Below are 18,853 nucleotides of genomic sequence, written 5' to 3' on the forward strand. Positions count from 1 at the left end.
TATGCTCACCTTAATGAAACTATAATCATCAGGATATTGTCGTTTGGTTTTCATCTAATGGCATGTTTTGATTGTGGAATTATTTACACTGAAGGGAGGGTTCATGAAATATCGTTTAGCTCAGATCATTGGCCACAGTGTTATAAGTTGTGCTTTGATGGCTTCTCCGCATGTTATGGCGCAATCGGGAGTGGATCAGCGCGTAAAGCAATTAGAAAAGAAACTGCAGGAAATTCAGGATGAATTGATCAGAATCAAGACTGAATCTGCGCAGACAACGCGTAAAATGGATCAGATCCAAGAGACATCAACCCAAACGACTAAAAAGGTCGAGCAGATACAGGAAGCCACTCAGAAGGTTGAGCAACCGCAGAAAACGGCAGCAGATGCTGGCGATGTTTCGTTCGCCGAGGTCAGCGAAAAACGCACCATGTTGTTTTTCCGGGGGGGATTTGCTCGCAGCGATGAGCATCGCAATGGCACGACACTCGAAAGCCGGGTGGTGCCGCTGGGTGCGCAGGATCAGGCGGACCGGAATGCCTGGTATGTAGGCGCAGGGTTTGATTTTCAATTAACCCGGGATACCTGGGGGTTATTGCCAAAAACTGAAGTCGACGCTGAACTGATGTTTGAATACAAGCAATTCGGTCACGGTGTACAAGGCAATGCATTGGCGAATGAACCCAGCATCCTGGCTGGTGCGCCGCTCAATCCAAGGGGCGTCACGGTGAATCAATTTACGCTGACGGCAGCGCCCAAAATCAAGTTTCTTCATTTTGGCCGATTCAGACCGTGGGTCATTCCCGGAGGTTTGGCTATTCACGTGATCAGCCCGCCTTCCGAGTCCGTAACGTATTTGGAGCCGGGCGTGATGTTTGGAGCCGGAGCCGAATATCTGCTATGGAGAGATTTCGTCATCGGTGCAGATGCTCGTTATCAACTGACAGCCGGATCGCTGGATGGCGCGAAATTCGGTGGCATGACCGTTGGCGGGTATGTGGGGATCGGGTTTTAGCCTCACCCGGAAAACTGACTTGACCATAATGTGAGATCAGGCACTAAGAGGCTCATTTGTATTCGTAACGACTATGCCTTTTTGCCTGATGTCACGTTGCTGGTGTTATACGCCACCATTCCAAAGTTATCTGATGATGATTGCCTTTTTCGACCATAACTGATTTTTTTGCCACGCAAAATATCGCGAAGCTCGGCAGATCGTTGATCACAAATCCAAGCGTAGCACATCGATTCATATTAAAATCCCGCTTCTTTTGTTAATTCCGAGTCGACACCATGCATCCCATGCTCACCATTGCGGTGAAAGCCGCGCGCCGCGCCGGTAGAATCATCAATCAGGCATCGCAGAATCTCGATGCGCTCACGGTGTCGAAAAAATCGCATAGCGACTACGTCAGTGAAGTCGATGGTGCTGCCGAAGAAGCCATCATCAAAGTCTTGTCGACAGCGTACCCTGATCATGCAATTTTAGCTGAGGAGGGTGGTAGTCGAGGCGATTCCAAAAAATCGGAGTATCAATGGATTATCGATCCACTCGACGGCACGACCAACTTTCTGCATGGTTTTCCCAAGTATTCAGTATCGATAGCCGTGAAATACAAAGGCGTATTGACTCACGCTGTGGTATACGATCCGAACAATAATGAGTTATTCACTGCCAGCCGGGGAAGTGGAGCCTATCTGAATGACCATCGGATTCGTGTCAGCAAGCGGACGCGGTTCGAGGACTGTCTGATCGGGACAGGCTTGCCTTTTCGCGATTTGACGCATATGGATGCGTATTTCGCGATGCTCAAGGATATCGTGCCACGAACTGCCGGAATTCGGCGGCCGGGCTCGGCCGCGCTGGATTTAGCCTATGTGGCAGCCGGTCGCTATGATGGTTTCTGGGAAATTGGCTTAGCGCCATGGGATATGGCTGCAGGTTGCCTGTTGATCACTGAAGCCGGCGGATTGGTAGGCGATTTGCAAGGCGACGGAACCTATCTGGAAAGTGGCCAGATCGTGGCAGGCAATCCCAAAGTGTTTGCATCCTTATTGCAAGTGATCGTGCCACATTTGACGCCGGCCTTGATCGAAGCCCAGCGTGATGCCAAGGCATCCTGATTTCTGAGCGGCTAGTTTGACTCAGTCGACGGTGTGAATTCCGGCAGCGGCAACTCGTGATTCTGATCACCCGCCTCGATCAAAGATTTCATTTCCTCAAGCGGCGGCAATTCTTCCAAAGAACATAAATTCAATTCATCCAGAAAACGCGCTGTCGTCGCAAAAAGGGCCGGTTTGCCAGGCACGTTGCGGTGGCCGACTGATTCGATCCAGCCGCGTGCAGTCAGAGTTTTCAGTACCGATGTCGCGACGCTGACGCCGCGGATTTCTTCAATATCCCCACGGGTTACAGGTTGCCGGTAAGCAATGATGGCGAGTGTTTCCATCACCGCCCGGGAGTAACGCGGTGTGCGCTGCGGCGTCAATCGATCCAGGTAGGGCTGCATTGCCGGCTTGGTTTGGAAACGCCAGCCACTGGCGACTTTGACCAATTCTACCCCTTTGTCATTCCAGTCGCGGCGGATGTCCTCCAGCAAGGTCGACAACATCGCGGCATTGAATTCATGATCGAATAATTTTTTGAGCTCGCTGATCGGTAAAGGCTCCTGTGCTGTCAATAGAGCAGCCTCCAGAATTCGCTTGATGCTATCGGGAGTAAGCGGATTGGATGGTTCTGGCGAATCAGGTGGGTGATATGGAGCGGACATGAATCATTCCAAATGCATGCGATTGAGATATTTCTATCAGTAATTCCTTGGCCAGTTCCAGTAATGCCAGGAACGTGACGACGACTTCGGTGACGGTTGCGGTAGGGCTGAACAAGTCCTGGAATTCTACGTGATGATGTGCACGTAGCTCGCGTAGAATTTTGCTCATGAAGGCGCGTACAGACAGGTTTTCGCGCTTGATTTGATGATGACGGTTCACTTTGGCGCGAGTGAGGATACCAATCCAAGCGTGGCGAAGATCATCGATATGGACGTTGGGCAATTGCTCAGTGGCTTGTTGATCAAGCCACAGTTGAATGATATTGAAATCGCGCCCCGCTTGCGGCAGATCCGCCAGTTGGAGCGCTGCTTTTTTCATTTGTTCATATTCCAGCAATCGTCGCACCAGCTCCGCGCGTGGATCGTGTTCTGGTTCGGATTCCGTTTTTGGGGTGGGCAGCAGCATACGGGATTTGATTTCAATCAACAATGCCGTCATCAGCAGGTATTCGGCAGCCAATTCCAATTGATCGGCTCGCATCATCGCGACATAGCTCATGTATTGCTGAGTCAGTTCAGCCATCGGGATATCGAGAATATTCAGATTATGCTTGCGGATCAAATACAGCAACAAATCCAACGGACCTTGGAACGTATCCAGAAAAACTTCGAGCGCATCCGGGGGAATATATAAATCCTGCGGAATTTCCAGCAAGGGTTCGCCGCAGATTCGGGCTATTGGGGGAGTATCGACGATATCGAGTACTGAATCCATTAAGGTTGGATTATTGAGAGCCGGTGTGGGTGGTGGCTGCGGAGGAAAAAGCGGCCTTGAGGCATGAAATGTCTCTGCCTGTCGTTTGAATGTCCTTCTGCATGTGCACTGCAGCGGTTATATTCGGATTATTTTTCGGTGGCCTGTCCGCTGATTTCGATGGATGCTCAACAGCGGTGCAGGTGCAAATATCGCGATATTTCATCACGAATAATTGAGTCCCATCGCCTCGCGGATGTCGCGCATGGTTTCTTCCGCCAGCTTATTCGCTTTTTCGCAGCCATCCGCAATGATATTGCGCACCAATGTGGGATCTTCTTCGTATGTCATGATGCGTTCGAGCATCGGCGCCTGTTCTGCAAGAATGCTGTCGATGATCGGCGATTTGCAATCCAGGCAGCCAATTTCTGCGTTTTTGCAGCCGTGCTGAACCCAATCACGGGTTTTGTCATCCGAATAGACCAAATGGAATTGCCATACCGGGCACTTGGCCGGGTCACCGGGATCGCTGCGCCGAACACGCGCCGGATCGGTCGGCATGGTGCGCACTTTCTTGCGGATACTTTCCGGATCTTCGCGCAGGCTGATGGTGTTGTTGTACGATTTCGACATTTTCTGACCGTCCAGCCCGGGCATTCTGGATGCCGCAGTCAGCAGCGTTTCCGGCTCGGTCAGAATCATCTTGCCGCCGCCTTCCAGATAGCCGAACAACCGCTCGCGATCTCCCAAACTGAGGTTCTGCTGTTCGTTCAGCAGAGAATGCGCTTCTTCCAACGCGCGCTCGTCCCCCTGTTCCTGATACAACGTGCGCAACTCGGCATACAGCTTGGATTTTTTCGAACCTAATTTCTTGATCGCTAATTCGGCTTTTTCTTCAAATCCTGGTTCCTTGCCATAAATATGATTGAAGCGGCGGGAGATTTCGCGGGTGAATTCGAGGTGCGGTGCTTGATCTTCGCCGACCGGAACCCGATTGGCGCGATAAATCAGAATGTCTGCGCTTTGCAGCAGCGGATAGCCGAGGAATCCATAAGTGCTGAGATCCTTTTCGGTCAATTTTTCCTGCTGATCCTTATAAGTGGGCACGCGCTCCAGCCAGCCCAACGGCGTCATCATCGACAGCAGAAGATACAATTCGGCGTGCGCCGGTACTTTGGATTGAATGAATAGGATGGCCTGCGACGGATCGACACCCGCAGCCAGCCAGTCGATAACCATGTCCCAGACATTCTGTTCGATGATTTCCGGCGTATCGTAATGCGTCGTCAATGCATGCCAATCGGCGACGAAGAACAGGCATTCGTATTGCTGCTGCAACTTGACCCAATTCTTCAATACGCCGTGATAATGTCCCAGATGCAGGCTGCCGGTAGGACGCATACCCGATAAAACGCGATCAGCAAACATGGTGATATCCTAAGTGTAAATCGTTGTTAGACATATAATCCGAACAGTGACACGATGGCAATTTTTGCCCACGTGATCATGGGCCCGATCACGGCACCCAGCGCCCCGCTGAATAACAATAGCAGTAATATCATAAAACCGTAAGGTTCAATGCGCGAGAATTGATACGCCCAGCGATGCGGCAGCAGGCTCACGGCCATTCGGCCGCCATCCAGTGGTGGCAGCGGTAACAGATTCAGTATCATCAGAACCACGTTGATTTCGATACCGGCGATTCCCATCAGCGCCAGTGGCTTGGCGAAACCGCTCTGCGGCATGAGGATCGCCAATTTAATCATCAACGCCCAGAAGAACGCCATCAGCAAATTGGCGCCGGGACCGGCAGCAGCCACCCACAGCATGTCTCTCTTGGGTTGGCGGAGATTGGAGAAATTGACGGGTACCGGCTTGGCCCAGCCAAATAAAAAGCCTGCACCCATTGTCAATTTACTGAGGACAAATAATGTCAGCGGAACCAGAATGGTACCGACGGGATCGATGTGCCGGATGGGATTCAGGCTGATGCGGCCTTCATTAAAGGCCGTGAAGTCGCCAAAATGCTTAGCGATATAGCCATGTGCCGCTTCATGCATCGTGATCGCAAAAATGACCGGCAAGGCGTAAATGGCGATACCCTGAATGATGCTATCCATGGCTGATTCCAAAAATTTCGATACTGCCTTTGCCTTGCCGGAGCAATTCCGGCACATCGGTCGTCAAGTCGATCACCGTGGTCATTTCTATCCCGCAAGAGCCGGCATCCATCACCAAGTCAACCTGGTGCTCCAAACGGCTGCGGATTTCCTCGGCATCGTTCAATGGATAGTCGTCGCCGGGTAAAATCAATGTGGAGCTGAGAAGCGGCTCATCCAATTCCTGCAATAGTGCCAGAACGACCGGGTGATCCGGAACCCGCAACCCTATGGTATTGCGCTTGGGGTGCTGCATGCGGCGCGGGACTTCGCGGGTTGCCTGCAGAATGAACGTATAACTGCCTGGCGTCGTCGCCTTCAGTAAACGGTACTGGCTGTTGTCCACTTTGGCATAGGTGGAGATTTCGGCCAGATTGCGGCAGACCAACGTGAAATGATGGCGCTCGTCGACTTGCCGGATCGTGCGAATCCGATTCATCGCATCTTTGTCGCCCAGATGACAGCCCAGTGCATAACAGGAATCGGTCGGATATACGATAATTCCGCCATTCCGAACAATGGTGACAGCTTGCCTGATCAGGCGCAAATGCGGGGTGTCTGTATGAATTGAAAAAAATTGAGCCACAGTAACGACGCTATTCGAATTAAAGGAAGATAAGCGAATGAATCAATTTTTGAGCGGGCTATCCTTGGTGATTCCAATCATGCCACACCGGCGTGCATCCCGCTGGGAATTCGGGCAATTGTCCCAAATCGAAAAAGCTTTCACCTGGGCCATGGAAATCGGAACCGCATGAAGTCATTAAATTCATTGCGTGCGCATGTCGAGCAAAGTGTTGCACTTGATCCGGCGTATGACTGGATGTAATCACTTCAATCGCGGATCCGCCGAAAGCATAAAATTCCTGCAATAAATCATTCCAGATATTTTTGCCCAGGCCATACCGTCCTGGATGCGCAATGACGGCGCGTCCACCGCTACCGCGTATCCAACCGACGGTGTCACTGAGCGTTGCCCATTCATGCGAAGCGTATCCCGGCTTGCCCTTGACCAGATATTTTTTGAAGACCGATTTTACGTCCTTGGCATACCCTTGCTCAACCAGGAAGCGCGCAAAATGTGTCCGGCCGATCAAACGCCGTTCACCGACATGAGCGTATGCGCCTTCAAGGCTTCCCTGAATGCCGATTTTTGCGAGCTCTGCAGCAATATTTTCGGCGCGTTGCGAGCGGCCGGCGCGAATGTTGGCCAAGCCTTCAACCAAGGGCGGATATTCCGGATCGATGTTCAGTCCAACGATATGCAGCGTACGGCCGCGCCAACTGACGGATATTTCCACGCCATTTATAAATGTGATACTTTTCGCTTCAGCGGCATTTCGTGCCTCGGCAAGCCCGGCAATATCGTCGTGATCGGTCAGCGCCATCGTCGTTACACCACGCAACGCGGCTCGTTCAACCAATTGAATAGGGGTCAATAAACCATCGGAAATGGTGGAATGGCAGTGTAAATCAATGTTAAGCATGAAGCAGGTATGGTGCATGAAGCAGGATCCGCATCATAACAAATAACCTGCTATTAGAGAAATCATTCTATTGGATAATTAGATAGATAGTGTAATGAATGGAGTAAGGATGTGTTTCATAAGGAATCAGCATGGATAATCAATTGACAGTTTGGGATCATATGTCGGCTGCTCCGCATCGCAGCCTGTTTCTGGCGGGTGCACTGCAAGGCGTGCTAACGGTAATGTGGTGGGTATTCGATCTGACCGGGCGCTACGGCATCGCCGGAACAATGACCAATTGGAGTGTTCCGCCGACGTGGGCGCATGCCTTCCTGATGATTTATGGATTCTTTCCCTTCTTCATTTTCGGTTTTTTGTTTACCACGTACCCGAACTGGATGAACGGCGACAAAGTCAGGCCGCGCGAATACGTCATGACGTGCGTGGCGATGGCTGCCGGGGTGGCGCTGTTTTATGCCGGTTTGTTGACGCACAAAGCGATCAGTATCGCCGGCGTGGAACTGATGCTGGCGGGTTGGAGTGTGGCGGTGTATGTACTGTTTCGCATCCTGTTGACCACGCCGGCGCAGGATAAGCGCCATGCCAGGGTAATCAGCGTGGCGCTGCTGATGGGATGGCTGGGCGTGGCGGCGTATTTGGTCTGGCTGGTGACCGATAGTCCGGCTGTGCTCAATTTTGCGCGCCATGCCGGCATCTGGTTCTTTTTGCTGCCCATCGTTCTGACCGTTTCGCATCGCATGATTCCGTTCTTTTCCAGTCGCGTGCTGGACAATTACGAAATGGTGCGGCCTTTCTGGATGTTGTGGCTGATGCTGGCCGGTATTGCGGTGCATGGCAGCTTGCAATGGCTGGAGTTGCCAGGCTATCTGTGGATCGTGGATTTACCCCTGGCCGCGTGCGCCGGTTATTTGTCCTACCGCTGGGGATTCCAGCGCAGCTTCCAGGTCAGCCTGTTGGCAGTGCTGCACGTTTCGTTTGCCTGGCTGGGCGTTGCAATGGCGTTGTATGGCCTGCAAAGCCTGATCTATTTTGCTTCCGGTACATTGCTGTTGGGGTTAGCACCATTGCACGCGATCGGCATCGGCTTCTTCTCGGGCATGATCCTCGCCATGGCATCGCGCGTGACCATCGGTCATTCTGGCCGACCTCTGGAACTGGATCGATTTACCTGGCTGCTGTTTCTGGGCTTCCAGGCAACGGCCGTGTTGCGCATATTGGCTGATATCGTGCCAGCGGGCGCTCCGCTGTTTTATGTGACTGCCGGGTTGGTCTGGCTGGCGTACTTTGGGCTGTGGGCTGGGAAATTTGCGCCGATTTATTGGCGGGCTAGGGTGGATGGGAAAGCTGGGTAATTAAGAGAAATCAGATAATAAAGCTCACTGATAGGGTGTGAATGAGCGTTTGATGATAAGGGGCAGGTGAATGGAATAATTTTTTAGAGTTTTCCTGCCGCTTCTTCATTTTCTATTTGGATTGCCGTTATTTATGCTTATAATCGTACATTGAATAATGTTATTAAGAGTGCTATTAAAATGATAACAGCCAATGATTTAAAAACCAAAGGAATCGCCTGTCTTGAGGAGAGCCTGACTGATAAAACCGAGGAAATCATCACTGTACGTGGTAAAGAGAGTTTTGTAGTGATGAAAATTGAGCAATATCATTATTTGCGTGAAATGGAGCTGGAAGCGGCATTGTATGAAGCGAAACAGGACATGGCAACGGATCGATTCAGCAAAGAAGGTATTGATCAGCATGTGGATGATGTATTTACCGAATGAGCTATACGCTCATTTTCACTGAAAGTTATAAAAAACGCGCTAAACGTTTTGCTCAGAAACATCCGGAATTAAAAGAGCCTTATCGAAAAACCTTACAACTTCTGGCTTTCAATCCCTTCCATCCTTCCTTGAGGATTCATTCGCTGACCGGAAAATTGGCTGGGCTACATTCGGTTTCAATCAATCTTAACTATCGTATTACCCTTGAGTTAGTGATAAGCGAACATGACGTTATCTTAGTGAATGTAGGCAGTCATGATGAAGTCTATCAAATTGGACAAAAGTGATCTTCTGCGAAATTGCACGTTTGTACGATTGGTGATCAAGTATATTTTTCTTCGTTCATAGGCAGGGTTGCTCAGATGGATATCTACTGCATGCGCCATGGCCGCACCAACTATAACGACCTGGGGCTGTGCAATGATGATCCGTGTCAGAATGTGCATTTGACTGAAATCGGTATCGCGCAGGCAGAATCGGCTGCGCTGGCGCTGAAAGATGTAGTTTTCAAGCGTATTCTGGTGTCTCCATTGCCGCGCACGCGCCAAACGGCTGAGATCTTGAATCGATTTCATGCGGTTCCGATCGAAATCTGCCCGGATTTGGCTGATATCCGTTCAGGGTTTGAAGGCAAGGCGATAGCTGACTATTTCCGGGCGATCAGCGCTGATCCGCTGCAAATGCGCATCGATGGCGGCGAATCGGTGCTGGATCATAAGCGGCGGATCCTGGGGTTTATCGATTGGCTGGCAAGTCAAAAGGACGAGAATGTGCTGATCATCGCGCACGAAGAAACGATGCGGGTGTTCATCGCCTACTTTGAAGGTGGTATCGAAGATTCGCAGTTGCGCGACATTCATGTCGGCAATTGCGAGTACCGGCATTATGTGTTGCCGCGCTAAGAAGGAAATTACCGCCAGCGCTTCGCTGGATCCTGGCGGTAAAATAGCATTAGTTGCTCATAGACTGCCGGATAATGTTGTTGCAGCACGAGCGGCTGTTCAAAAAACATTTCGCTCATCACTGCAAAGAACTCCGCCGGACTCTCGGTTGCATAAGGATCGATGGCGGTTTCATGGTGCTGATCGACCTGAGCGCAGAAGTGTTCGTACGCCGCGCTGAATATGTCATGCCACTGATACGCACTCATGTTGGCATGCAATTCCGGACACCCATTGGCGCCTTCATGGAGCATGTCAATTTTGTGGGCAAACTCATGGATGGCCACATTATGTCCGGGCTTTGCATTGATGACGTCATACCACGAAAGGATGACCGGTCCGGCAGACCATGCTTCGCCTGATGCGGCGTCGCGAACGAAATGAGCGACCCCGGATTCATCCACATACTCGTACTCCAGCAGGAATTCCCCTGGGTAGAGAATGATCTGCACCCAATTGCGGTAGTACTCGAGGTCAAGGTTCAGAATCAGCAGGCAGGCCTGGAGCGCGATCATCACCCGCATCTCGTCGGTGATCTCCAGGCCATGTGCGCCGCTGATGGTTTTGTCATGCACAAAAAGCGTTGCCAATGCCCGCAGCCGTGTCAGCTCATCAGGATCAAGCCCCTTCAAGCAATGCAAATTGATCAACTTGAACCAAAGGGAATCAGGAATAGCTTCATGCTGAAGAATCTGATCCCGTCGCCAATTTTTTATGCTCCAAACCATGATGTACTCTCTTTGTGCAAACGATCGCAGTTTCTCTTCATTGTAAGTAAGATTCCATGAATTGATCAAACGAGATGGCAATACTGGACATGGGTTTTATTTGTTGTCTCCTCGAAAGGGCTCGGCTTGATCAAGTCGCGCTTTCAGCTTTGGAATGGATGCGTTATAGTCAATCCTTATGTTGGACGCAATGAGGGGATTGTGTTGCGCTCCTATGCGTATTACTCAAAAAGGAAAATTCATGGCAAATTGGTTTGAAGATAATTCATTGTCGATCGGACGCACTCCGCTGGTGCGCTTGAATCGAGTGACAGACGGCGCGCCGGCGTTGGTGCTGGCGAAAATTGAGGGGCGCAATCCGGCGTATTCGGTGAAATGCCGAATTGGCGTGGCAATGATCGATGACGCGCAGCAGCGAGGATTGCTGGGGCCGGGCAAGGAAATCGTCGAACCGACCAGCGGCAATACCGGCATTGCGTTGGCGTTCGTGGCGGCGGCGCGCGGCATTCCGCTGACATTGACGATGCCGGAGACGATGAGCGTGGAGCGGCGCAAATTATTGGTCGCCTTGGGCGCCAAACTGGAATTGACGGAAGGTGCGCGAGGCATGAATGGCGCGTTGGCGAAGGCCGAAGAAATCGTGGCTTCCGATCCGGGACGATATGTGTTGTTACAGCAGTTCAAAAATCCCGCCAACCCCGCGATTCACGAGAAAACGACGGGCCCGGAAATCTGGGATGATACCGATGGCGCAGTAGACATTTTCGTGGCTGGGGTAGGAACCGGCGGCACGATTACCGGCGTTTCACGCTATATCAAGCAGACCAAGGGCAAGGCCATTACCACCGTTGCGGTTGAGCCGACTGCCAGTCCGGTACTATCGCAAAAACGCGCTGGCGTGTCACTTGCTCCTGGGCCACATAAGATTCAAGGGATCGGCGCCGGTTTTGTGCCGGACAATTTGGAGCTTGATCTGGTCGATGAGATCGAACAGGTCAGTAATGAGGAAGCGATTACGTATGCGCGGCGTCTGGCGAGCGAGGAAGGCATTCTGGCCGGTATTTCCTGCGGCGCTGCCGTGGCGGCCGCGGTACGGCAAGCCAAACGTCCTGAAAATTCGAATAAAACCATTGTCGTCGTATTGCCGGATTCTGCCGAGCGTTATTTGAGCAGTATTCTTTTTGAAGGCATGTTTGACGACCAGGGTCTGACGGCACTGTGAACATTACCAAGCGAACACGAGATTCTTTGTTGCGTACTACCCATCTGGAAATCGACAGCATCGTTGATGAATTGCGCGTCTTGCGCGTGGCTTCACTGGAACGTCGAAACCGCCATGACAGGCCACCGCGATTGCCATCGCGCAAAATTCTGGCAAGCGTAACCGAAGGATTGAGCGCCGCCTTGTTTCCTAATCGCCTGGGTTCATCGGAATTGGCCGATGAAGGCATCGATCATTACGTGGGGCATCTGCTGAACATGACCTTGCGCGAGCTGATGGTGCAGATTCAGCATGAGCTGCACTATAACTCGGGCCTGGAAATTCTCAGTAGCAAAGACCGTGAGCATTCCGTTCTCATTACACAGGCATTTGCCAAAAAACTGCCGGAAATCCGTCAATTGCTCGATAGCGATATCAAAGCGGCATATGAGGGCGATCCAGCAGCACGCAACGTGGATGAAGTGCTGGTGTGCTATCCGGGAATCATGGCGATGATTCATTATCGCCTGGCGCATGAGTTGTATGGCCTGGGTGTGTCGTTGATTGCGCGCATGATGTCTGAAATCGCGCATTCGGTGACAGGCATCGAAATTCATCCTGGCGCGCAAATCGGCGCAAGCTTCTTCATCGATCATGGCACTGGGGTGGTGATTGGGGAAACCTCCATCATCGGGCAGAATGTGCGGTTATATCAGGCTGTAACGTTGGGTGCCAAGCGTTTTCCGGTGGATGAGAATGGTGCGCTGGTAAAGGGTAATTTGCGTCATCCGATCGTGGAAGATGATGTGGTCATTTACGCGGGCGCAACGATACTGGGGCGCATTACGATCGGCAAAGGCTCGACGATTGGTGGCAATGTCTGGCTGACACGCAGTGTTCCCCCAGGCAGTAATATCTCGCAAGCTCAGACGCGCCATGAAGTATTCGAGGGTGGTGCCGGGATTTAATTATTTGATTCATAGAGAAATATATTTAGATCAAACATCAATATCAGAATTGATGCGCGGATGATCAGTCGGCTCTCTTTCTAGGAATTAGGTGAGCTGTATAAAATAAATAGATGGAGGTTTCGATGACGATCAATACATTACAGCTTACATTGGAAGATGCCAAGATCATCGCCGCTGGTGCGGAAGCCGAGGCCAAGCGCCATCAATGGCCGGTCGTGATTGCAATCGTTGATGATGGCGGACATCTGCTTTTCTTACAGCGGTTGGATGATGCACAGTATGGCAGCATCGCAGTGGCGATCGAAAAAGCGCGTGCTGCCATTGCATTCCGTCGACCCACCAAAATATGGGAAGACCATGTCGCAGAAGGGCATGTGCGTTACCTTAATCTGCCCGGTACGTTGCCGATAGAAGGCGGATTGCCCATTTTGATCAATCAGCAATATATCGGTGCCGTTGGTGTGAGCGGTGTGCGGTCGTTTCAAGATGCGCAAATTGCGCAAGCCGGGATCAATGCCTTGCTGTCGTGAAACATCGATAGAGTTGAACATTGGCAAATTTGTGCAGCAGTCAGAGGAACATCGTAGATCTATGATGTACCGAGAACTCACTGAGCAGATGCAATAATCTACCAGAGGAATATGGTTAGATAAGCTTGGGCGAACGCCGCGATGTGCTCCCAGCGTCAGACTTAGTTTTTGCGTTTTTAAATGCGCTGATCGTCCTGGCAAGGCCTTTGCAACCCAAGTTGACCTTGTTTGCCTTTGCAGCTTTGCATGAGCTCAACACCAGTGAAATCGCTTCCATTGTTGGTACTCCCGTTGCTCTCGATTTATCTCCATTCAAAAAACAAAATATTTTTCCCTGATTCCTCTCCATTCGGCGATCTCTCTTACTCATTCTAAATGGCTCGCTCAGTGTCTATTCATGAGGCATGCATTCATTTATCAATAGCTTATAAGTAATGGCTTATCATAAATATCATAATATTTGATTGGTTCTTATATTTTTTTCCCGCTATAGTGCGCTTGAGTGACTTGAGTCGTAAAAGGAAATAGTTTCGCGATCATTGTCACTTAGTGACAATTTTTGCTTATTCTCAAAAGCAATATTGTTCGGAAGTGAACGGGACTTAACCAGAAAATTTCATCGCAGTTGAAGCATATTTTTGGTTCTGTTTGAAGATTAATTTTTATATGGAAGAGGAACAACACATGAAACTAAAACTTTTCGCACTGTTAGGTGCACTGGTTTTTTTGTCGGCTTGCTCATCACTGCCTGAAGCGCCTCAAAGCAACATTACGGCTGGGAACAGCAGGGTTTATTGGATTAATCCAGCAACCGGACAACCCGGTGGATATATCGTCTCAAGAGCGGCATCGCAAAAAAATAAAAATGACAGCTATGCCGATTCTAACGAATCAAGAGTAATCAGCCGGTAAAAAAACTCTGGCTAAGCTCTACAAAAAAATACTAATGGCTTTGTAAATACTCTGCACTATGCGACTTTGTTTTCGACAAGTAACTCTTTTATGGAACGGTAATGATCGTGTTAATGGTTACCGTACTGCTCGCATCAGTTCAAAATAATAATAATGAATCACGGTGATACTGAATCCAGCCAGTATCACCGCTGCTTTTAAAAAACACCTTCCTTCGCAAACTTGCTGTTAACCCAATTACCTGCGAGAAATTGCCCATCATTCCCTCCGGTGTGGCACCTACGGAATTGAGAAATTCTTATGCGTTTTCTCATCCGCGCGAATAAGCATCCAGTCTGATTCAACGCAGCCTGCACGAGCGCAGTAACCTTCAATTTCTCCAATGGCAGCTCACTGCATAAAAAAACCTTGGGGATCACAACAAAAATTTCAAACTCATGCAGAGATCTTTCAAACATGCCGATCATCATCGTGCTGAGTCAGATAAATCAAGGCAACGCTCATAATCATCACCAAGCGGAAAGCGGCCTGTTGCCCATTCGCGACTTCCGACTGCCACATCAAGAACCATTCCCCGCCAATGGTCATGAATCCAGTGAACCATAGCATTAGGCCGAGGGTAAGTCCAAGAATCGCAAATCGTTTGGATTGGTTGAAAGTGGCGGGTTGTTGAATGTTCTGGTAGAGGCGAAAGCTTCCAACGCCACAAAGCCCGGCAATGGCAATTTCAGTCAGGATAATGAAGCCATACACGATATGGTGAATCAGAGGAGCATAAATGGCGCGCCACAATCCTTTGTTATCGGGGAAAGTCGTGTCCATGGCCAGCACATGCTGAACAAGCGCGAAATTGGAGTAATAATCGGTAATATTGTTGAAAGCCACGAGTGTCGCATAGAGCGCAATTGCACCCACTATGATCATTTTGGAAAGTCTCGTGAACATTCGATTAAAACGGAGTGCTTCGGTAAAGAGGGGTTTGAATAATCTGAGATTGGTTTACAACAGGTTATGTCGATCAGATTGCCTTGCTGCGAGCGACGCAATCTGATCAAATATACAATGCTGCAGAAATGAGGTTAGGTCATTTGTTGAATGCCGGCCAAGAGCCAGGAGGCATTCGGATCTTTCAGATCCTTTTGGACATGCCAGATTTCATCAAAGGATTCTGGTTCGCCATTGGGTTCATCGCGCAACTGTCCGGTAAAGCGCACGCTCGCGATGGCAGAGTCGGCGGTTGTCTCGACTTCCAGCACATGTGCATCGATGAACATGACTTCTGTTTTTTGTGACGTGGTGCCGCGTTCTTTGATTTCAGCACTGATTTCGTTGAACATTTCAGGCATTGTAAAGTCACGGATCTGGTCGAGATCGCCCGCGTCGTTGGCTGCCTGGAGCCGGATAAAAGAGGCTTTTGCGTTGCGAATGAACGGTTCCACTTGGAAATCTGCTGGAATGCTGGGCCGGTATGCAGTTCCTGCATTGGGGGCAGAAGCCACGTCAGGCGGTGTATTGAAACGATCGGTATGCGTATTCGCTCCGGAGTATTGCAGCGGCACCGATTCTTGAGTTCTAGGTTTACGCAGCATGCGAATGATGAAGAATACTGCGCCAATCAATAGCACCAGCGTGAGGATATCCATCATATTGATGTTTTCGAAGGCCCCACCCATGAATAAAGCGGCCAGCAATCCCCCGGCAGCCAAGCCTGCGAGTGCGCCGCCCCATTTACTACCGGTGGAAGGCGCTGCTGCCGGCGCTGCCGCTGGCGAATGCTGTGGATTGGGTGCTGCTTGCTGCGGGTTGACTTGACGTTGAGTACCTATATTTTTGCCGCCGCCCATGCGCTTGGCTTCAGCGTCAAAAGCGAGCAATCCAAAGCTAAGGAAAACCAAAGTCAGAAAGGTGAGGGTGTTTTTCATAATGATCTCCCAAACTGTGTTGTTAAAAAAATCGAGTATAGCATCGGGTCTGTATTGCCAGCTACCTGGAATTATTCGTTCTACAATTCACGGGCATCGCTGCAATTTACATTCTTGAGGAAAACTCTAAAAAAATATCAGTTACTGCAAACTCAAATATAAAATGCTGCTACAGGAAATCAATGAGTCTTTGGAATTCGATGTGATTCAGCCTGATTGAGTGCAGTAGTTTTTAGAGTTTTATTAGAGAGTGCGTTTGATGGGTATTAGTTCAGTAAAATCAGGCGAGGAATGGCGTCGCTGTTGATCCAGACGATGGCATTCTGATTGAATCGCCGGCCGATGGAACGGGCGTCGTTCAGATTCAGCCCGATCGCAAGAAAACCCTTTTCGATCGGCCATTGTTCGACAGAATCTTTATGCAAGCTCTCTATGATGGCATAACCCAGATTGCATAAATCATGCTGTAATAATTGATGCGCTCGCGTATTGTTCCGATCGTTTTGCAGCTTGCTCTGAGGATTATAGGCGCTGATAATGGCGCCGCTGGGTTGCTGCGTTGCTTTCAGAAGATGCGCCAGAGGCTGTGAATAATGATTGATTCGCAAGCAGATCAGTTCGTTATGAATGTTGATCTGGTAGTCCGTATTCAGGTAGCTCGCGATGAGATCATGTGAAAAAACGGAGCGCGTCATGGCAGTTTGTGGTAATGACGATAGCATACTAGAAGAATGTTCAATGACTGTGCTCATGGCTATGTCCATGGTCATCGTGCTCGGCTGCATGGATAAGTTCCTGATATTGCTCGGGCGCCATTTTGCTGAGTTTGAAAATGAAAGCCGTCATTCCCCAAATCTCCTGATCGTCATGACTTAGTCCCCACGCTGGCATTGCAGTCATTTTTAAACCGTTTTTGATGACCCAGAAATATGCTTTGGCATGCGCCAATTTCTCGGCGGGGTCGCTGATCGGTTCGCGCTCGTGGAAAATCGGCGCGCTGGGGTATAAGCCGACAGAAAGTTCAGTGGGTTTCATGCCTGGTGCCAAATGGCAGATCGTGCACATCGCATGGTAATGCTCAGCTCCAGCGGAAAGCATGTCCGCTTCTTCCAGCGAGGGCACCGTTAAATCTCTGGAACGAATTTCAATCGAGTTTTCGCGCATGCTCTCAATGAATTTTTCGGTGATTCCCCAATGCTTGTCAGTGGCTGACATATTGTAGGCACCGAATGCAAACGCGATGATGGCGACTATGAATGAAGTGATTAATAGGTTAAGAAGAATTTTCATGGTGGGCTGACCTCATGGATGTGTAATGATGCCCGAATTGAAAGGGAACCGAGCAAGTAAGTCCATGGTACGTTTAAATTCGTTGGGAATCAATTTGCGGTTCGGTGGGGTTATTTTTGCTGCCTTCCAGTTTGGTTTGGATGCTGGCACGGTTAAGGTGCGGTGAGAACATTTCTATAAAATCAAATATGTATCCGCGAATGTAATTGTTGCGGCTGATGCCGATGCGGGTCGTGCTGGGTTCAAAGAGATGGCTGGCATCAATCGATTTGAGGTTCTTGTCGCGTTTGGCTTCATAGGCCATGTTGGCCAGAATACCGATGCCCAATCCCAACTCAACATATGTTTTGATCACGTCCGAATCGATGGCGGTAAGTACTACGTTCGGTTCCAACCCGTGACTTGCAAAAGCTTGATTGATTTTTGAGCGGCCGGTGAAGGCGTCGTCATACGTAATGATCGGATATCGAGTGATCGCCTCAAGCGTGAGCTTCTTTATTTTCAGAAGCGGATGCTTCGGAGTGACGATGACACATCGGTTCCATTGATAGCAGGGCAGAGTGATCAGTTCGTTGAATTGTTCGATGGCCTCGGTGGCTATTGCAATATCCGCCTCGCCCGATGTCACCAGCGTGGAAATTTGTACTGGGCTGCCTTGCCGCAGGATAAGCTTCACTTTGGGGTAACGGGCGGTGAATAGCTTGATGACGGGTGGCAACGAATAGCGAGCTTGTGTGTGTGTAGTGGCAATCGTGAGCGTTCCATCGGCTTCATTGGTAAATTCCCGCGCAATTTTTTTGAGATTGTCGGCGTCACGGAGCATGCGCGTGGCAGTTTTGATGATCAATTGTCCTGGTGGTGTGATTTGGATGATTCGTTTGCCATTGCGTAGAAAAATGTCCACTCCCAGTTCATTTTCCAGCAGTTGAATTTGCTTGCTGATGGCTGGCTGAGAGGTATGTAATTTGGCTGCTGCCCGGGAAAGATTCATGTTCTGATTGGCGGTTTCGCAAAGATAGCGTAGTTGCTGTAACTTCATGGGTAGATAATTGATCATAATAAATAGTTATATGAATCTAGCATAATACTATTTTGAATTATAGAAATAATTATTTAAGATGCGAGCATTAAAAATTAGCGTAAAAATTAATTTTTGGTTTTTTTATAGATAAGCACATCGCGTGCATAGCTGAGGGTAGGGCTATGTTTGGCGGTGTTCTTTGCGTTTTTAGAGCTTTCTCGTTTAATGAACAGGCACCTGTGATCGGGCTTGGAAATAGGACGTGTTTATCGGTGTTGGTATGTATAGACGTTCGCCATTTGGTTTTTTGGTAGAATACCCGATTGCTATGTTTTGCCGGGGCTTAGAGTAGAGTGGTAAAAAACGAATTGGCTTTTGCATG

The 18,853-nt window shown here is 49.7% G+C and carries 23 protein-coding genes; 11 read left to right on the forward strand and 12 right to left on the reverse strand.

Annotated elements, in window-relative coordinates:
* Window positions 1-103: 103 nt before the first annotated feature.
* Window positions 104-1,015 (forward strand): porin family protein, encoded by a 912-nt coding sequence (locus ABF87_RS00770; protein WP_160827216.1) that lies wholly within the window; start codon window positions 104-106, stop codon window positions 1,013-1,015.
* Between the two features lie 278 nt (window positions 1,016-1,293).
* Window positions 1,294-2,124: an inositol monophosphatase family protein gene (locus ABF87_RS00775; RefSeq protein ID WP_160827217.1), complete on the forward strand. Its 831-nt coding sequence runs from the start codon at window positions 1,294-1,296 to the stop codon at window positions 2,122-2,124.
* Window positions 2,125-2,135: 11 nt separating this feature from the next.
* Here ABF87_RS00775 and scpB read toward each other — a convergent pair whose 3' ends face one another.
* The 6 genes from scpB to ABF87_RS00805 form a co-directional block, all read right to left on the reverse strand.
* On the reverse strand, window positions 2,136-2,771 hold the full coding sequence (gene scpB / locus ABF87_RS00780; RefSeq protein WP_160827218.1) for an SMC-Scp complex subunit ScpB: 636 nt from the start codon (window positions 2,769-2,771) through the stop codon (window positions 2,136-2,138).
* Window positions 2,746-3,546, reverse strand: a complete 801-nt coding sequence (locus ABF87_RS00785; protein ID WP_160827219.1) for a ScpA family protein — start codon at window positions 3,544-3,546, stop codon at window positions 2,746-2,748. Before ABF87_RS00785 ends, scpB begins: the two co-directional genes overlap by 26 nt.
* Before the next feature lie 204 nt (window positions 3,547-3,750).
* Entirely contained in the window at window positions 3,751-4,953 is a 1,203-nt protein-coding gene (locus tag ABF87_RS00790; RefSeq protein ID WP_160827220.1) for a tryptophan--tRNA ligase, read from the reverse strand.
* A 26-nt stretch (window positions 4,954-4,979) separates the two neighbouring features.
* Complete coding sequence (locus ABF87_RS00795; RefSeq protein ID WP_160827221.1) at window positions 4,980-5,645, reverse strand: site-2 protease family protein; 666 nt, start codon at window positions 5,643-5,645, stop codon at window positions 4,980-4,982.
* Entirely contained in the window at window positions 5,638-6,270 is a 633-nt protein-coding gene (locus ABF87_RS00800) for an L-threonylcarbamoyladenylate synthase (protein WP_160827222.1), read from the reverse strand. The genes ABF87_RS00795 and ABF87_RS00800 overlap by 8 nt, the downstream gene beginning before the upstream one ends.
* Before the next feature lie 58 nt (window positions 6,271-6,328).
* Complete coding sequence (locus ABF87_RS00805) at window positions 6,329-7,171, reverse strand: 3',5'-nucleoside bisphosphate phosphatase (RefSeq protein ID WP_160827223.1); 843 nt, start codon at window positions 7,169-7,171, stop codon at window positions 6,329-6,331.
* 131 nt (window positions 7,172-7,302) lie between these two features.
* Between ABF87_RS00805 and ABF87_RS00810 the strand changes: the two genes are divergently transcribed.
* The 4 genes from ABF87_RS00810 (at window position 7,303) to ABF87_RS00825 (ending at window position 9,857) form a co-directional block, all read left to right on the forward strand.
* Window positions 7,303-8,526: an NnrS family protein gene (locus ABF87_RS00810; RefSeq protein WP_160827224.1), complete on the forward strand. Its 1,224-nt coding sequence runs from the start codon at window positions 7,303-7,305 to the stop codon at window positions 8,524-8,526.
* A gap of 180 nt (window positions 8,527-8,706) precedes the next feature.
* Window positions 8,707-8,955, forward strand: a complete 249-nt coding sequence (locus tag ABF87_RS00815) for a type II toxin-antitoxin system Phd/YefM family antitoxin (protein WP_160827225.1) — start codon at window positions 8,707-8,709, stop codon at window positions 8,953-8,955.
* Entirely contained in the window at window positions 8,952-9,242 is a 291-nt protein-coding gene (locus ABF87_RS00820; RefSeq protein ID WP_160827226.1) for a plasmid stabilization protein, read from the forward strand. The genes ABF87_RS00815 and ABF87_RS00820 overlap by 4 nt, the downstream gene beginning before the upstream one ends.
* Window positions 9,243-9,317: 75 nt before the next feature.
* Window positions 9,318-9,857 (forward strand): histidine phosphatase family protein, encoded by a 540-nt coding sequence (locus ABF87_RS00825; protein WP_160827227.1) that lies wholly within the window; start codon window positions 9,318-9,320, stop codon window positions 9,855-9,857.
* A gap of 8 nt (window positions 9,858-9,865) precedes the next feature.
* On the opposite strand, the gene ABF87_RS00830 is transcribed toward ABF87_RS00825, so the two are convergent.
* Window positions 9,866-10,624 (reverse strand): M90 family metallopeptidase, encoded by a 759-nt coding sequence (locus tag ABF87_RS00830; protein WP_160827228.1) that lies wholly within the window; start codon window positions 10,622-10,624, stop codon window positions 9,866-9,868.
* A 241-nt stretch (window positions 10,625-10,865) separates the two neighbouring features.
* Between ABF87_RS00830 and cysK the strand changes: the two genes are divergently transcribed.
* From cysK to ABF87_RS00855, 5 genes are all read left to right on the forward strand, one after another.
* On the forward strand, window positions 10,866-11,846 hold the full coding sequence (gene cysK, locus ABF87_RS00835) for a cysteine synthase A (RefSeq protein WP_160827229.1): 981 nt from the start codon (window positions 10,866-10,868) through the stop codon (window positions 11,844-11,846).
* Between the two features lie 29 nt (window positions 11,847-11,875).
* On the forward strand, window positions 11,876-12,793 hold the full coding sequence (gene epsC / locus ABF87_RS00840) for a serine O-acetyltransferase EpsC (RefSeq protein WP_164503106.1): 918 nt from the start codon (window positions 11,876-11,878) through the stop codon (window positions 12,791-12,793).
* Between the two features lie 125 nt (window positions 12,794-12,918).
* Window positions 12,919-13,326 (forward strand): heme-binding protein, encoded by a 408-nt coding sequence (locus tag ABF87_RS00845; RefSeq protein WP_160827231.1) that lies wholly within the window; start codon window positions 12,919-12,921, stop codon window positions 13,324-13,326.
* A 125-nt stretch (window positions 13,327-13,451) separates the two neighbouring features.
* On the forward strand, window positions 13,452-13,664 hold the full coding sequence (locus ABF87_RS00850) for a hypothetical protein (RefSeq protein WP_160827232.1): 213 nt from the start codon (window positions 13,452-13,454) through the stop codon (window positions 13,662-13,664).
* Window positions 13,665-14,010: 346 nt separating this feature from the next.
* Window positions 14,011-14,238 carry a hypothetical protein gene (locus tag ABF87_RS00855; RefSeq protein WP_160827233.1) on the forward strand — a complete coding sequence of 76 codons (228 nt, stop codon included), beginning with the start codon at window positions 14,011-14,013 and terminating at the stop codon, window positions 14,236-14,238.
* A gap of 450 nt (window positions 14,239-14,688) precedes the next feature.
* On the opposite strand, the gene ABF87_RS00860 is transcribed toward ABF87_RS00855, so the two are convergent.
* The 5 genes from ABF87_RS00860 to cysB all read right to left on the reverse strand — a co-directional run bounded on the left by ABF87_RS00860 (window position 14,689) and on the right by cysB (window position 18,489).
* The gene (locus tag ABF87_RS00860; protein WP_240143450.1) at window positions 14,689-15,162 is read right to left on the reverse strand and encodes a DUF2165 domain-containing protein; all 474 of its coding nucleotides are present in this window, start codon (window positions 15,160-15,162) and stop codon (window positions 14,689-14,691) included.
* Between the two features lie 155 nt (window positions 15,163-15,317).
* A complete protein-coding gene (locus ABF87_RS00865; protein ID WP_160827235.1) occupies window positions 15,318-16,160 on the reverse strand; it encodes a TIM44-like domain-containing protein in 843 nt (280 codons plus the stop codon).
* 266 nt (window positions 16,161-16,426) lie between these two features.
* Window positions 16,427-16,912 carry a DUF3293 domain-containing protein gene (locus tag ABF87_RS00870; protein WP_240143451.1) on the reverse strand — a complete coding sequence of 162 codons (486 nt, stop codon included), beginning with the start codon at window positions 16,910-16,912 and terminating at the stop codon, window positions 16,427-16,429.
* Window positions 16,896-17,450, reverse strand: a complete 555-nt coding sequence (locus ABF87_RS00875) for a cytochrome c (protein WP_160827236.1) — start codon at window positions 17,448-17,450, stop codon at window positions 16,896-16,898. Before ABF87_RS00875 ends, ABF87_RS00870 begins: the two co-directional genes overlap by 17 nt.
* A gap of 73 nt (window positions 17,451-17,523) precedes the next feature.
* Entirely contained in the window at window positions 17,524-18,489 is a 966-nt protein-coding gene (cysB, locus tag ABF87_RS00880; RefSeq protein WP_160827237.1) for an HTH-type transcriptional regulator CysB, read from the reverse strand.
* Window positions 18,490-18,853 lie beyond the last annotated feature (364 nt).

Source organism: Nitrosomonas sp. JL21 (assembly GCF_009833095.1).
Taxonomy (GTDB): Bacteria; Pseudomonadota; Gammaproteobacteria; order Burkholderiales; family Nitrosomonadaceae; genus Nitrosomonas.

Bases quoted from the DNA above. Each gene is read 5' to 3' on its own strand.
- ABF87_RS00870 (WP_240143451.1), bottom strand. From the start codon at position 16,912: ATGAGCACAGTCATTGAACATTCTTCTAGTATGCTATCGTCATTACCA.
- ABF87_RS00855 (WP_160827233.1), top strand. From the start codon at position 14,011: ATGAAACTAAAACTTTTCGCACTGTTAGGTGCACTGGTTTTTTTGTCG.
- ABF87_RS00775 (WP_160827217.1), top strand. From the start codon at position 1,294: ATGCATCCCATGCTCACCATTGCGGTGAAAGCCGCGCGCCGCGCCGGT.
- ABF87_RS00825 (WP_160827227.1), top strand. From the start codon at position 9,318: ATGGATATCTACTGCATGCGCCATGGCCGCACCAACTATAACGACCTG.
- ABF87_RS00865 (WP_160827235.1), bottom strand. From the start codon at position 16,160: ATGAAAAACACCCTCACCTTTCTGACTTTGGTTTTCCTTAGCTTTGGA.
- ABF87_RS00805 (WP_160827223.1), bottom strand. From the start codon at position 7,171: ATGCTTAACATTGATTTACACTGCCATTCCACCATTTCCGATGGTTTA.
- ABF87_RS00860 (WP_240143450.1), bottom strand. From the start codon at position 15,162: ATGATCATAGTGGGTGCAATTGCGCTCTATGCGACACTCGTGGCTTTC.
- cysK (WP_160827229.1), top strand. From the start codon at position 10,866: ATGGCAAATTGGTTTGAAGATAATTCATTGTCGATCGGACGCACTCCG.
- ABF87_RS00770 (WP_160827216.1), top strand. From the start codon at position 104: ATGAAATATCGTTTAGCTCAGATCATTGGCCACAGTGTTATAAGTTGT.
- cysB (WP_160827237.1), bottom strand. From the start codon at position 18,489: ATGAAGTTACAGCAACTACGCTATCTTTGCGAAACCGCCAATCAGAAC.
- scpB (WP_160827218.1), bottom strand. From the start codon at position 2,771: ATGTCCGCTCCATATCACCCACCTGATTCGCCAGAACCATCCAATCCG.
- ABF87_RS00845 (WP_160827231.1), top strand. From the start codon at position 12,919: ATGACGATCAATACATTACAGCTTACATTGGAAGATGCCAAGATCATC.
- ABF87_RS00790 (WP_160827220.1), bottom strand. From the start codon at position 4,953: ATGTTTGCTGATCGCGTTTTATCGGGTATGCGTCCTACCGGCAGCCTG.
- ABF87_RS00795 (WP_160827221.1), bottom strand. From the start codon at position 5,645: ATGGATAGCATCATTCAGGGTATCGCCATTTACGCCTTGCCGGTCATT.
- ABF87_RS00820 (WP_160827226.1), top strand. From the start codon at position 8,952: ATGAGCTATACGCTCATTTTCACTGAAAGTTATAAAAAACGCGCTAAA.
- ABF87_RS00815 (WP_160827225.1), top strand. From the start codon at position 8,707: ATGATAACAGCCAATGATTTAAAAACCAAAGGAATCGCCTGTCTTGAG.
- ABF87_RS00830 (WP_160827228.1), bottom strand. From the start codon at position 10,624: ATGGTTTGGAGCATAAAAAATTGGCGACGGGATCAGATTCTTCAGCAT.
- ABF87_RS00810 (WP_160827224.1), top strand. From the start codon at position 7,303: ATGGATAATCAATTGACAGTTTGGGATCATATGTCGGCTGCTCCGCAT.
- ABF87_RS00785 (WP_160827219.1), bottom strand. From the start codon at position 3,546: ATGGATTCAGTACTCGATATCGTCGATACTCCCCCAATAGCCCGAATC.
- ABF87_RS00875 (WP_160827236.1), bottom strand. From the start codon at position 17,450: ATGAAAATTCTTCTTAACCTATTAATCACTTCATTCATAGTCGCCATC.